Below are 14,262 nucleotides of genomic sequence, written 5' to 3' on the forward strand. Positions count from 1 at the left end.
TGCTAATTCTTCTGTTGCATAAAAAAGAAAACCGCCGCTGCTATCAGCATCAACCCAATTAACACCGTCAATACAATTTTTATTACACTGTAAGGCCGTTGCCCTATTACCTCGCCCGTACTGGCGTTCACCGTAAACTGGTAAACTTTGCTGCCATAGTTATAAGCACTCACCCACACAGGCAGCATCAGGTATTTAATGCCTTTATTGCGATAGTTAGTGGCGGTATTGTCAACACGTTGTTCATCGCCGCCAATGTCTTCGCGTATCGCCGTATCTATATCGCGGCCCATTATATCTTTCGCTTTTTCTAACCCGTCTTGCGGCGGCAACTGGTAGGTTTCGGACCGGAAGCCGCTGAGGTACCGCTCATCAAACTTGGCCAGCATCTCCAGTTTCCAGGGCGTAAGCTGGTTCATTGTTTTCTCGGGTAAAGATTTGCTGGCTGATACCAGCACATCGCGGAAACGGCAATGCACCGTACCCGATGTGTACGACCAGCGGGTATGCCTTACCTGCCGTGTGCGCGTTTGGGTTTTTCCATCAACCGTTTCTGTATAGGTTTCTGTAGTGTAGTAATAGTCGCCCCGTTCGCCGGTATAGTCGGTAACGGTATTGGCATCGTAAGCCCAATGCGGTAGGTAAACGCCTTGCAAAATACTTCGCGTACCGCCAACCTTGCGCGCTAAATCATTAGGGGCAAACCAAAGCCCTTTTAGCCATTGCTGGAAATATTCAATGCCTTGTTTCTGTGTCACCTCAAAAGGCAGCACATAATGCGGTGGCAGGTAATTGTTGCCGGCCTGCTGGTTCAATACCAGTGGCGATGTACAAAAGGGGCAGCTATCTGATGTTACCGAAGCATTCAGCACCGTTTGCGAACCGCAGTTGCGGCAGTCTACTACCTTAATGTTATCCGTCGCGCGTGTTTCATCAATATTGGCTATAAAATTATCATAGTCAATGGGGGCGATATTGTTCGCTTCATCAGTAGTGGCAATTGCATTGCTTTGCCCGCAATAGCTGCATTGCAGGCTGCGCGTGCCCGGCGCAAATTGCAGCAAAGCACCGCAGCCTTCGCATTTAAGCGAATTGCCAATATTATCTGCCGGCTTTGGTAGCGGGCTCGTTTGTTGGGGCGGCATTTAGGCTAATGGTAGGGGCGGGGGCTCGTTATCAAACATCTCGGCAAGGTCGTGCGCCGTAGCAGCACTGGCCCAGCCTGGCATACCTTTTTTCCATACCAGGGTATCTTTTGTAAGTGTTTTTGCGCTTACCATATCCTTAATAGCGTCTAAAGCAAAAGGACCTTCGGCCTTACCGTTCACCGCTACATGGTATTGTATGGCCGGGAATGTTGGAGGTGCTGTTTCGCCGGAAGGGTTATTGCCATCAAAGTTAGCTTCGCGGAAAATGTTGCCGGTTTGCTTTGCTATACCTGCCGCAACACCGAGCCCCATACCCAGCGAAGCCATATTGCCGCCAGCTGTATTTTCGGCTGCTTTCACCATAGCTTCGGTGCCCTGCAGTTGAGCATAGGCGCCCAGGTTGCCCAATACGCTCATCTGGCTGCGTTTATCAAGCATTTCTTCTACCTCGGGCGGTAGCGATATATTCTCTACCAGTAATTTTGTAACCAGCAGGCCTATGCCTTTAAAATCGCCGTTCACGCTATCCTGTATTACTTTGCCCATTTCGCTGTAGTTGGCGGCAAGTTCGAGTATTGGTAGTTTCGATTCAGCTACTGCATCCATACCGTTAGTAACTACATTATCGCGTAGTTGGCTGCTCACATCTTCTACCGTATAGTAGGGGTTGGTGCCCGATACCTGCTGTATAAAAAGCTTAGGGTCATCTACCTTAAAGTTAAACGAGCCGAATGCCCGCAGCCTCAGGGGCCCAAACTCTTTATCGCGCAGCATCACCGGGTTTTTGGTCCCCCATTTTTGGTTCAGGAACTGGCGGGTGCTCACGTAATATACTTCGGCCTTAAAAGGGCTATTGAAGTTATGCGGCAAGTTGCGGAGGTTGGTTAGTATAGGTATGTTTTTGGTGGTTAGTTCATAGGTGCCGGGATAAAACACATCGGCTACCCGGCCTTCATCCATAAAAATAGCCACTTGCGATTCGCGCACCACCAACTGAGCGCCATTTTTTATCTCATCGTTATAACGCGGGAATTTCCAAACAATCGTGTCGGGGGTATCGTCGCGCCATTCAATTATATCAATAAACTGGTCAAAAAATGCATCTAATATTCCCATAGGTATGTTGGTTACGTTGGTTTTAAAGATGGCAAAAAAAATCCAATTGCTAAACGCGTATTCCTCTCATGCAATGCGTTGTAGGTTAGGGCTGTAAATTCTGTTCATTTTGTTCATTTTTTATTCAGAGCAAACAGTTGTGGCGCCTTTCATTTAATTAAAAGGTTATTAACTGTGAGGTATTCTTAAAGAAATATCGCGATTTTTTAAACTATGAATTTGTGTGGGTGATGTTTTATTTACTCGCAGGTTAAGCACCTTGTTGCCTGGTTGAATATTTGCCCTTAACTTAATATATTGCCTATTGTTAACCAATGCCCCTGTTTAACCCCTAAGCCGATTTGCTATGCCCAAGCCCGCACTAATACAAAACGAATTTGATGAGAGGCTGCTTCAGTTGCTCATCTCCCGTATAGAAGATTATGCGATTTATATGCTCGACCCTAACGGGTACATCCTGAGCTGGAACCAGGGCGGGCAAAACATAAAAGGCTACACTACTGATGAAGTGGTGGGCAGGCACATCTCCATGTTTTATACCACGCAGGATCGTCGTAAAAACCTGCCCAACGAAGAACTGGCCTCTGCCCTTAAAAACAATATACACGAAAGCCAGGGCTGGCGCGTACGTAAAGATGGTTCGGTTTTTTGGGCTGATGTGGTGATGACCACCTTGTACGATGATGACGGTTATTTAAAAGGTTTTGCTAAAATAACCCGCGATATTACCGAAAGGAAAAAACGCGAAGACCAAAAAACACTGGTAAATGCTGAGCTGGAGCGCCGCGTGAAAGCCAATACCGAAAAAATAATTGCCCGCGAGCGCCGTTTCCGGGCGCTCATAGAAAATAGTTACGATGGCATATCCCTGTTAGACCGTTATTGGAATGTGCTTTATCGCAGCAAATCCGCAGCGCGTATAAATGGCTGGAGTAATGAGGAACGCGCCGCCGAAAAATTTGAACACCTGATACACCCCGATGACCTGGGTATTGTGCGCGACCTATTTAGGCGTGTATTGGCGCAACCCGATAAACCGTTTGTGGGTACTTACCGCACCTTGCACAAACTTGGCCACTATATTTGGATAGAGTGCCAGCTGAATAATTTATTGAACGACCCCGATGTGGAGGCCATTGTTTGCAACTTCCGCGATGTAACGGGCCGCATATTGGCCGACGAACAGATACGCGAGAAAACCGGGCAGATAAGCAATATACTCGAAAGCATTACCGATGGCTTTATAGCGCTTGATAAAAACTACTGCTACACTTATGCCAACCACCGTGTAGGGGAAATGATAGGTATTGACGCTGCTAACATGATTGGCAAATGCGTTTGGGAGATGTTCCCCGATGCGGTGAACTCTGATACGTTTAAGGCTTTTAAACGAGCCATGGAAAACCAGGAATATGTAACCAATGAAGATTATTACGCACCGCTGGGCCTGTGGCAAGAAAACCATATTTATCCCTCGCCGGATGGCCTTTCGGTGTTTATTCGGGATGTAACCGAGAGTAAATTGGCGCAGGCATCTATGCAGCAATCAGAATCTAACCTGCGTTCGGTGTTCGAGAATACCGATCTTGCCATTGTGCTGTTTGATACAGAGACGCGTTTGTTATCGTTCAATAATAACGCGCGTAGCCTGGCCGACAAGTATTTTAAAACGGAATTGCGCATAGGCGAATCGGCGTTTTATTATTGCCTGCCCGAACGTGTGGATGATGTGCAACGTATTTTCAGGAAACTACGCCGCAAATCGCCTATTGTTTACGAGGTTTCTTATCCTTCGGCGCCCGGGCAGTTGCAATGGTTTGAGGTGCGTTGGGTAAATGTGCTCAACAGGCAAAACCAGCCCATAGGCGTTATACTCACCTTAAAAGATATCACCGAGAAGAAACAGGCAGATTTTGAACGCGACCATATTACTACCGATCTGATACAACGTAATAAAGATCTGGAGCAGTTTACCTACATCGTATCGCACAACCTGCGGCAGCCGGTGGCCAATATTAAGGGGCTGTCGGATATCCTATCGGACGAGATGGCCGCCGATGACCCTAACGCACCGGCATTGCAGGCACTTGGTATTTCGGTAAGTAACCTGGATAAGGTTATTATTGACCTGAACCATATTTTGCAGGTAAACAGCCAGGCTAACGATACGCTGGAAATGGTATCATTACCCGAACTTATTGAGGAAGTAAAAGCAGGTAACAGCCAGTTGATAGCCAAGCATCACGCCAAAATACACTGCGATTTTGATGCCGCAAGTAAGCTGAATAACCTGAAAACCTACCTTTACAGCATCTTCCAAAACCTTATTGTAAACAGCATAAAATACCGCCGGCCAGGTGTAGATCCGGTTATAAATATCAGCAGTAAAATAGCTGCAAACAAGGCCTGCCTGTATTTTGAAGATAATGGCAAAGGGATAGACCTGCAGCGCAACGGACATCAGCTATTCGGCCTCTACAAACGCTTCGATTTGAGTGTAGAGGGTAAAGGTATGGGCCTGTTTATGGTAAAAACGCAGGTAGAACGCCTCGGCGGGAAGATATCTGTAGAAAGCGAAGTGAATAAGGGGAGTACGTTTAAACTGGAATTTCCACTGAAATAAGAAATATAAACGAACGCTATACCATCATGTCATCCCGAACAAGCGGCGTAGGGTTGAGTGGTAGGGGCGAGGAGGGAACCTGTACGATTTGCAAGTCGCCGGGGCATTGTGGTTAGCTTTGCATGCGTGCCACAAGGGAGGACCCTTGCGGCAGCGGGAAAAAACAGAAGCGCCGTTTGAATAAGTTCAAACTGCGCTTCTGATAAATATTTTTTAACTCAATCAACCTTATTAACCCTACCCGAACCTGAAACATGGGTTTCAGTTACCCGTGCGCTGCCCGAATAATCGACACCGCCGCTGCCTGATATACTTGCCGAAACAGTTTTATTAGCCGTGATATTAACGCTGCCACTGCCCGAAATGCGTGCCGCAAGGTTTTGTGTTGTTACCCGTTTGGCATTTATTTCGCCCGAGCCTGAAATGCGAGCTTCGGTATCATTAGCCGAACCGCTAACGTTTATACCCCCCGAACCGCTAAGCGCCAGTTCCAGATTTTGTGCTTTTACGGCCGCTTGTAAGTTGCCCGAGCCACTGAGTGCTACTTTGGCATCGTTGCCGGTTATGGTACCTTCCAATACGGTGTTGCCTGAACCGCCATTACCCAAATAGCTTAACTGTTTAGCGGTAACGTAAATATTGCCGCGCTTAATGTTGCGGTGCTTCCACCAGCTGTTCTTCAGGTTTATTTTTAAAACGCCGCCGTCAACTTCGGTTTTAATATCGTTTGCCACATCGGCATCCACATCCAGTTTAAGGGTTTCGGTGCCATCAATTTTTACTTTAACGTTGAAAGGCCCATTACACTCGATACCGGTATAGCCCGATACATTGCGTGTTACAGTTTGTGCCGATGCGCTAAATGCAGCAAAAGTTGCCGCTATGGCCAAAGAGCAGAATATTGTTAGTTTTTTCATAATGGAGGTTTTTATATAGGACGCGCGGGAAAAGATTCCGTTACAGGGAAATTTGCATTAAAACTCAAATCCTCATAAGAAGTTTGTCATGCTGAACGAGAGCGAAGCATCTAATAGTCGATCTGCAATGTGGCGAAAACATTGTGGCCAATAGATGCTTCGTGCCTCAGCATGACAAAAAGGAACCTGAGTTAATACTTCACCTGTAAAGTCATGTAATACGCCCTGGGGTCCGACGGTAAAATGCCCGGACCGGGGTAGCCATCGGCGCGGCGGGTAAAGTACTTGGCGTTGGCCAAATTGTTTACACTGCCCGATAGCGTGAACCATTTCCAGTTATAGCTGGCGCTCAGGTCCATTACTTTATAGGCCGGTACCACGCCATCTATCGCCCTCGGCGAAAACTCAGCATTAGTAGCATCCGAATATTGCTTGCCCACATACGAGAATTGGTAGCTTACATCGAATCTTTTATTGCCAAATGACAAACCTGTTCGGAACAGTACCGGCGGAACAAATTCCACCAAATTATCGGGTTTTACCGAAGCGTCCTGGCTGTTGATGTATCTGGCATCTATCAGCGCGAAGTTGGTGTATACCGATAGCTTGTATTTGCTGGTGCCTTGCGATATGGCTTTTAATATATCCGCTTCCACCAAGCTCTCCAAACCTATATTGCGGCTGTCGCCAATGTTTTTGCGTAGGCGGTAGGTCTCTAAACCGTCGGGGCTCTTTACGTTTACTGACCCTATGCGTTTGTTGTATTTGAGGTAGAACACGCTCACATCGTAACGCATAAAGCTGTTCACATTGCCGCGCACGCCGCCATCAATGGTGTAGCCGCGCTCGTCGGTTAGTAAAGAATCTACACGGGCGTTGCGGTTAAGTACGCGGATATCGTTAAAGTTTACCGAACGATAGTTTTGCGATATGTTGCCGTATATCTCCACACCATTCACAGGCTTGTACGATGTACCCACACCGAAGAATACGAATGAACGGTTGTTCACCTTGTTCTCGTAATTCTGGATATAATAAAAATCGGGGTAGGGGCTGCTGCGGGTGGTGTAGTAACCATTTGCCTTGGTAGAGATGAACTCGAACCTTGCACCGGGTGTAACGCTCCACTTATCAGTCAGCTGGAAAATGTTTTCTGTAAATACTGCTACATTAGTACCGGGGAAGGTATAGTTGGAACTGCTGGGGAAAGCGCCTGTAAAATTAAAATCGGGGCCGCTTCCTGCATCCGATGCGCCTTGCGAGCGCAAGGTTTTGCCTTTGTAAACACGCACACCTGTAAGTAAACTATTAGTTTGCGTGCCGCCCAAATTGTATTGGTGCAACAGGCGTAGTTCCGAGCCGTAGTTGCTGTAGTGGTCGCTTAGCTGGTCGCGCGGGCCACCCGGATCGGGGCGGTCAATGTAATCTAATATGCCCAGTGCTTTGCGGCCGGCATCTAAATGGTAGCTGCGCCAGTTAATTTTGGTTTTCTCGCCCAGGCGGTAATCAAAACTGATGCTGGCAAGGTTCCAGTTCACTTTGAACCAGTTGCGGTCGCGCACGCTTTGGCTTGGGTCCGCGGCAAAATCGGCATCGGTTAGGCCGCCGGGCAGTTTGGCCAGGTAATACATGTAGGTGTATTCGCCGGTAATTTTCAGCCTGTCGGTAAGCGCATAATCTAAGTGGATGTAAGCACCGTCCTGCGTAAAATGGCTATTGGGGCGCCAGCCATCACCTCGTTTATGCTGATAATAGGCGTAATAATTCAGTTTTTTAACCGTACCGCCTATGCTATTGAAGGTATTGAAGAAGCCGAACGAGCCAGCGGTTTGCCTGCTTGTAATTTCAAGCGGCTTGTTGGCGGGACCCTTCTTCATCTGGAAGTTTATCAACCCGCCGAACTGTGTGCCGTATTGCAGGCTTGCCGCACCACGAATGATCTCGATACGGTCGACCGCCTCGGTAGTAGGCGTATAATAACTTTCGGGATAGCCGAGGGCATCGGCGCTGATATCGTACCCGTTTTGGCGGGTATTGAAGTTGGATACACGGCTGGGGTTTAACCCGCGGCCGCCAATGCCTAACTGTAAACCGCCACCATCGTACTCGATGATGTTGATGCCCGCAGCGCGGCTGTATATCTGGCGAGTGTTGTTGGTGGCAAGGTTAGCGTTAAGGTTGGCCACGTTTATTACTTCGGTTTTCTTCCCGGCATAAATAGCAGTTCCTTCTACTTGGCGCAGGTTGCCCGAGGCTTGTTTAAAGGCTGTATCCTGCACGGTAACTTCAGCCAGTTCGCGTGCGCTTTTTTCCTTAAGACCTATTGCTAAAAATGTATTAGCATCGAGTTTTATCTTTTTGCGGTAGGTTTCAAAACCCATCAGTTCTGCCTGTAGCTCATAATTACCAGGGTTGAGCAATGCGAATGCGAAGGCGCCGCTCGCATCGCTAATGGTTTTTAAATTGCCGGGCTGTAGGGTTATAGTAGCCCCTGCAACGGGCCCGCCATTGCCTTTAAGCGTACCGCTAAGCTGCAGGTTCTGCGCGAAGGCGTCGCAGGCAGTAAGGGTAAAAAGAACAGTGATTATAAATTGAAAAATTTTAGTTTTCATGGTTTGGAATAAGGTAAAACCCAACTGTAGTGCCGCCAGTTAAGCGGCTGCGCAGCCATGTTAACGGTAGTATCTACAAAAGGCCTGGAGCGTTCGCCATTGAGGGCAACATAAACCTGGGCATAAACGGCGGGCTCTTTTATCCCGCGTTGGGCGTAAACATCGGCCAGGTGATGGGCGTAGCGCAATATCATATCGGGCTGGGTGCTCATCATTTTATCTTGCAGGGGCGTTAAAAATTCGCGGTTATCTACTTCGTAGCTTTTACCTGTGGATGGTTCTTTAACGGTAAAAAAGGTATTGCCCGATTTTTCCATCAGCATTACCCGCCACGAGAAGCGGTAACCTTCTTCGTACCAAAACAAATGGCCGGGGTAGGCCAAGTACCGCATTGGCACGGCTATCTGCACCAAAAAGTAAAGTCCGAAAATGAGCGGTAGTACCATCTCTAGCTGCATAGGATAATGGTAAATAAGCCTGCGCCCGATGCCTGTATTGCCGGTAAAGTAGTTGAGTAGTTTTTGATGATACGTAGAACTGAAGAAAGCAAAGCTGCACACCATCATTACGTAAGGGAACATCCCTATGCCCGGGAAAAATATAGCAGTAGAAATATGGAAACCCAGTACAAAAATATAGTAGGCTATCGGGCGTGTTTTACGGTTGATAAGAAAAAATGCAATAAACAGATCGTATACCGCACCGAACCAACTGAACAGGTAAGCCACCCATGTTTTGTACATTAGCGCGCCCACAATAGGCAAATGGCTTTTAGCAGGCAACCATATTTTCATGGGGATGGCCTGCAGTAGCCAGTCAGGGTTAAGTTTGGCAATGCCTGCAAAAAAGTAAACAATGCCCACCTGTAAACGAATGATGCCAATAGTCCACAAAGGCACCTGCGTGCGTTTCAGCTTTGGCCAGATGCGCACATCGAGTGATAAATACCTATTTGCGGGCAACCATATCAGCAGGAAACTTACCAGGCTGATAAAGTAATAGTGGTTGAGGTAGTTGGTAACGTCTATCAGTTCTACGTAGGTAAAGGCAACAAAAAATAACATGGTTGCCAGCCTGTAAAAAAGCCCGAGGATGATCAGTGCAGTACATAGCGCAATAAGCCCGAAAATTACGTGCATACCCATTGCCCCGAACGGGTGAACCCATTCGAAACCCATATAGGTGAAGTAGAATTTCGGTGCTACGTATTGCTGAGTTATCCAGCCGTTGGCCCAAAAACGGATAGTGCCTGCAAGCATCATCAACCCAAAAAGTATCCGGAAAGTTACTAATGGGGCAATGGATACAGGGCGCTGCAATTGTTTAAACATCCTTTAGTCGCCGTCGGTATCCTGGTAAGTAATGCGTACGCCTGTTGCTGATGCTACGTCGGTTTTAATCAGCGTAAGCAATATCTGTATCTCGCGGTAAGCGGCTTCTATCTCAGGCTTTTTTGTTGTCATTGAGGTGGTGTACGGATCAGGTACTGCACGCAGGGCGCTCAATGCTTTATCAAACTGCGCCATTACATCGCTGTTCAGCGTCTGTTTGCTCAGCGATACCACATAATCAGACATGCCTTTGCCGCTACCGCCGCCGTTGTACATATTTTTAAGGGCTGTAAGGTTCTCTGTTGCCAGTGCTACCGATATACCTGTGTTAAAACCTTCGGTATTGTTGGGGTACTGCGTACCGCCCGATTGCTTGCCAAATGGCCAGCCAATGCGTGGGCCTTTCAGTTGATCCATCTCGAAAGCGAACTGGTTGATGAGGAAAGCAATAGGGCTGCCTGAATCTGACCGTGTGTTGGCAATAAACGTAGCACGGTAAGTGTTTTTCCAGCCGTTTAAAACGGTGCTTACCCTGGTTTTCATTGCGCTTACAATGTCCTGTACATATTTTTTGCGATTGGTAGCGGTTGTGCCTGTAAAATCGGTAACTGCATGCGGGTTAAACAGCAGGTAATCTAAAGCAGGCAGGCCTTGCTGCGATATACTAGCATTCGCACTCAAGTCGTAAGTGCCGCGTAATATATTACCTTCTATAACCGCCGAATCAGTAGGGAAGGTGTTGACAAAGTTATTGAACAAGGCCGTTTCTGCCGGGCCGAACTGATCTACCGATACATCTTCAAAACGCAGGTAGGTATCTTTAAAAACGGTTTTTAATGCTGCCTGTGTGGTGGCATTTGGCGTAGCCAAAAAGGTGTTTACAGAGGTTTCTAGCGCTGTCGCCTGGGTTTGCAGGTTGGTATATGCCGGTATGATGAGGGCATCGGCATAGTTGGTAAGCATTGCCGTTTTATCGAAACCCGTTGGGTTAGTAGGCTCGGGTGTGCCGCCACCGCCACCTTTTGAACATGCAATAACGAATGTAGCTACTGCTAATACCGTAGCTGCCGCGGCAGCCATTTTACGGTTCAATTTGATCATGATTGAAGGAGTTTTTTATGAACAAACAAGCTCTTTGGCGGATAATTACCACCAAAGAGCCCGAAAATTTAGAAGATATGCGTTTGTTGATTACAAACCGTAAGTAGCCTTTAATATAGTTTGCGCCTGCACCAATTTGGTAAAGCCCGCCTCATTAATTAAAGTGTAGAAGTTTGTATCAAAAATTGCTTTCAGGGTAGCGTAATCAGCAGCGTTTAATTTACTGCGGGTAGAGCGGTATTTAAGCGAGTGGATGAAACCAAAACCTTCTGACAAAGCGTGGAACTGTGTGGCAAAATTGCCAACATTCACCGAGTTGGTAGGGATGGTAGAGTACTCTAAAGCCGCAGCAGCGTTCAGTTGCTCCCATTTATCCTGAATGATCTCGGCCTGTGCTTTTACAACTGCATAGTCGCGGCTGCCAATAGCAGCACGGCCTTTCAGGAACGCGCCGAAGATGATCTCGCCTGCTTGTATAGCTTTTCCACGCTCGGCCAGGTACCCCCCCCACAGTAACGGACGGTTAGCGTCGGTATTAGCGTAAGTTTTATTGAAATCGTAATCGATAGGTACGCCTAAGTTACCAAATGCTTCGTCCCAGGCACGGGTCATGGCGGTACCACCATCAGCTACGGTTTTGTTATCAAGGGTAGATACGTTGGTTAACAAAGTCATTGCTTCTTTAAAGTATAAAGCGCCCATCATGCCTTTTGCAACCGCCTGGTTAGATTCTAAACCGGTTGCGCCCACAAGCCTTTTAGTAGTTCCGCTGGTATAAATACCTGCAGTACCGTTTGTTGCTGCAACGGTATTGCTGTTACTGTTGGTAGCTTGAGTAGCAAAGTGGCCGCGGAAGTAATCTGCTTCTGCAGTTTTCTCAACCAAAGTAACACCTGATGTATTCAGTGTAGCATCTGCAAAAACGTTGTTCTTGTTGTCGAGCATATCATTCGCTTTTTGCGCGGTGATAACAGTGTTGTTAGCCGTACCCAGGAAGCTGTTTAGCTCGGCACCCATTCTTACGCGCTGGTTAGCTTTTAGGTAGGCTGCGCCGGTAAAGTTGTAGGTAGTAGGTACAGTGTAAGGCAAAATAGTTTCGCCTTCGGGCGTGGTGTTTTTGTCTTTTTTGCAAGCCGTTAGTGCCAGTAATGAGCCTGTTAGTGAGAATAAAAAGGCTTTGGTAAATACTTTCTTCATTTGTTCGATGTTTGTTTTTGTAATTGTGCTGTTTGTTGTTTTTAATTAATTTGATTCTAAACACAGGGGCAAATCTATAAAAATAAGTCTTATTTAGACTAATTATTGATAATTACTGTCGTTGCGTTTCAGAAAAGTGTAGGGTTGCTTGTTGCAGGAAAAATATTTTCAACCTCAAACTATTGGAGGTGAGCGGCGTTTGCTCTACATATCAACCTTAGACTATGAATAACTTTTTCAGGGGAATTATTGCTGCATACGGCGCAAAGAAACTTGGTGGCGGCTGCTTTTCAACCGTTATTATCTTTATTATCATTTGGGTATTGCTGGGCAAATGCAATAACGAATCGCGCGCAAGCACACAACCTGTGCACCCAACAGTGGTGGTTGGCAAATAATAGCTATTGCCCTATTACGATCAGGTCTTTTTTACTGAGCCAACCCCGGCTTGTTTCGCCATTTTTATTGGTGAACACTACGTAAATAAAGCCATCGCGCTCTTCCAGTGCACGCAGTCGGGCGTTGTCCCATTGGGTAATGTAGGCGTTGCGCTTGGTGCCGGCATCGGGCTTGTTGTAAAAGTAGGCGTAGGTAGTGAATAGAGAATATACTTTACCGGTACCGCTGCTTTTGGCCGGTTCCGATGGTGTTGCAGGTGGGGTAGGCTTTGGTTTGGCAGGTGTTTTTACCGCTACCTTTTTTGCGGTGTCCTTCTTTGGTTTTTTGTGCACCGCCAAAGTTTCGGGTTTTGTTTCGGGTTTCTTCACCACCGCTTCCGAATCTTTTTTCGGCTCGACTACAGGTTTATCTTCAACTTCTGTATCCCTGTCGGGTTTTATTTCAGCCTGCTTATCAGGCTTGGTTTTATAGCCCGATGTGGTATCCGTTGCAGGTTGCGATACCCCCGCAACTTTGGGTTTAAACAGGTAGCGCCCTGCCAAGCCGCCTACGATAAGCATCAGTAAAGCAATTACCAATATGGGGGCTTTGGATGTTTTCCTGTCAGTTGCTGATGGAGGAACGAATGCTGGCGTTGCTGGCTTTGCCTGTGCAGCGGCAGTCCGTTTTAATTCCTCCACCTGCGATGATAAACTGCTATTCTTTTCCTGCTCGGCTTTTAGCAGGCCTTTCAGATTGGCGTTCTCATTCTCCAATATCAGTGTGCCTTCGGTATTGGTTTTTACCGTTAGCACGCTGTTTTGTATGGCCTGCCGTAGTTCGGTGCCATCGGTGAAGCGCTCGGCTGGGTTCTTTTGCAGGCATTTGTAAATAATAGTAAGCAGCCATTCGGGTACCTGCATTTCGCGTTGGCGCTGTTCGTCGGGCCAATTCAGAGGCATGTTTTTTTCGCGTAGTGCCAGCAGGTTGGGTGGTTCCTGCTCCAAATGCTCTATCATTACCGTGTTGCGGGCAGTTTGGCTGTCGCTGTTCAGTTTAAAGGGAACGGTGCCTGCCAGCAATTCGTACAGAATGATACCGTAACTGTACACATCGCTTTGGGGCAGTAAGTTCCCTTCGCTTTGTTCGGGTGCCATAAACTCTACGGCACCGGCTTGCCGCAGGCTGCTGCGGCGCTGCTCGTCGGTCATGATGGCGAGGCCGAAATCCAGCAATACGTAGTTACCCGTATTGGTATTAAATTTTACGTTGTTGCTTTTGATGTCGCCGTGTTTTACACCTACTTTGTGGCAATGGCTCAGCGCATTGGCTAATTGGTAGGCAACTTTTATAGCTTCGGGGACGGTAAAAACGGGCGTATCTTTTTCGGTGAGCAGTTCGGCAAGGTCGGGGCCTTCAATAAACTCCATTTCGATATAGGGGAGCGAGCCGCTTTCGGTAATGCCACTGCTAAGTATCTTCACCACGTTAGGGTTCGATACTTGATTCACTTTTTTCAGCTTCTCTACCTCATTCATAAAATCGTGGTAGTGCTTGTCGTCGTCGCTCTCGGCAGCAATAGGGGTGGGCAGCAGCTTCACGGCCACATATATCTCGCCAATACGCTTGCCCTTGTATACCGAACCCTGGCCACCGGTGTGCAGCGCCCCCATGTTCTCGAGCCCTTTTGTTATCGTAAAAACTTTCCCCATGTAGTATGCCTTAGCCTGAAAATACGCTCCTAAATATATCCAACTGAAAACTTAGCTGCAAGCAAATAGTTTGCCTGCGAATATAATATTAGAGCAGGGGCAGGGCTACGAGGTTTAACAGCCGATG

10 protein-coding genes are annotated in these 14,262 nt (G+C 47.3%); 2 read left to right on the plus strand and 8 right to left on the minus strand.

Annotated elements, in window-relative coordinates; genetic code table 11:
* Positions 1-2: 2 nt before the first annotated feature.
* Together BC343_RS01395 and BC343_RS01400 are read right to left on the minus strand one after the other, a co-directional pair.
* On the minus strand, positions 3-1,145 hold the full coding sequence (locus BC343_RS01395) for a zinc finger domain-containing protein (protein WP_078345927.1): 1,143 nt from the start codon (positions 1,143-1,145) through the stop codon (positions 3-5).
* Positions 1,146-2,264 carry an SPFH domain-containing protein gene (locus tag BC343_RS01400; protein ID WP_078345928.1) on the minus strand — a complete coding sequence of 373 codons (1,119 nt, stop codon included), beginning with the start codon at positions 2,262-2,264 and terminating at the stop codon, positions 1,146-1,148. It abuts the gene before it with no gap.
* 346 nt (positions 2,265-2,610) lie between these two features.
* Here BC343_RS01400 and BC343_RS01405 point away from each other — a divergent pair, with 346 nt between their 5' ends.
* Entirely contained in the window at positions 2,611-4,887 is a 2,277-nt protein-coding gene (locus BC343_RS01405; RefSeq protein WP_078345929.1) for a PAS domain-containing sensor histidine kinase, read from the plus strand.
* A 218-nt stretch (positions 4,888-5,105) separates the two neighbouring features.
* Here BC343_RS01405 and BC343_RS01410 read toward each other — a convergent pair whose 3' ends face one another.
* The 5 genes from BC343_RS01410 to BC343_RS01430 all read right to left on the minus strand — a co-directional run bounded on the left by BC343_RS01410 (position 5,106) and on the right by BC343_RS01430 (position 12,045).
* Positions 5,106-5,804 carry a head GIN domain-containing protein gene (locus tag BC343_RS01410; RefSeq protein ID WP_078345930.1) on the minus strand — a complete coding sequence of 233 codons (699 nt, stop codon included), beginning with the start codon at positions 5,802-5,804 and terminating at the stop codon, positions 5,106-5,108.
* A 191-nt stretch (positions 5,805-5,995) separates the two neighbouring features.
* Complete coding sequence (locus BC343_RS01415) at positions 5,996-8,416, minus strand: TonB-dependent receptor (protein WP_078345931.1); 2,421 nt, start codon at positions 8,414-8,416, stop codon at positions 5,996-5,998.
* A complete protein-coding gene (locus tag BC343_RS01420; RefSeq protein ID WP_078345932.1) occupies positions 8,413-9,747 on the minus strand; it encodes an HTTM domain-containing protein in 1,335 nt (444 codons plus the stop codon). Before BC343_RS01420 ends, BC343_RS01415 begins: the two co-directional genes overlap by 4 nt.
* 3 nt (positions 9,748-9,750) lie before the next feature.
* Positions 9,751-10,848, minus strand: a complete 1,098-nt coding sequence (locus tag BC343_RS01425; protein WP_078345933.1) for an imelysin family protein — start codon at positions 10,846-10,848, stop codon at positions 9,751-9,753.
* A gap of 90 nt (positions 10,849-10,938) precedes the next feature.
* Positions 10,939-12,045, minus strand: a complete 1,107-nt coding sequence (locus tag BC343_RS01430; RefSeq protein WP_078345934.1) for a DUF4856 domain-containing protein — start codon at positions 12,043-12,045, stop codon at positions 10,939-10,941.
* Between the two features lie 224 nt (positions 12,046-12,269).
* Between BC343_RS01430 and BC343_RS31290 the strand changes: the two genes are divergently transcribed.
* On the plus strand, positions 12,270-12,443 hold the full coding sequence (locus BC343_RS31290; RefSeq protein WP_202909707.1) for a hypothetical protein: 174 nt from the start codon (positions 12,270-12,272) through the stop codon (positions 12,441-12,443).
* Between the two features lie 3 nt (positions 12,444-12,446).
* Here BC343_RS31290 and BC343_RS01435 read toward each other — a convergent pair whose 3' ends face one another.
* Positions 12,447-14,135: a serine/threonine protein kinase gene (locus BC343_RS01435; protein ID WP_078345935.1), complete on the minus strand. Its 1,689-nt coding sequence runs from the start codon at positions 14,133-14,135 to the stop codon at positions 12,447-12,449.
* Between the last annotated feature and the right edge of the window lie 127 nt (positions 14,136-14,262).

The organism is Mucilaginibacter pedocola (genome assembly GCF_002013915.1).
In the GTDB taxonomy this organism is placed as follows: Bacteria; Bacteroidota; Bacteroidia; order Sphingobacteriales; family Sphingobacteriaceae; genus Mucilaginibacter; species Mucilaginibacter pedocola.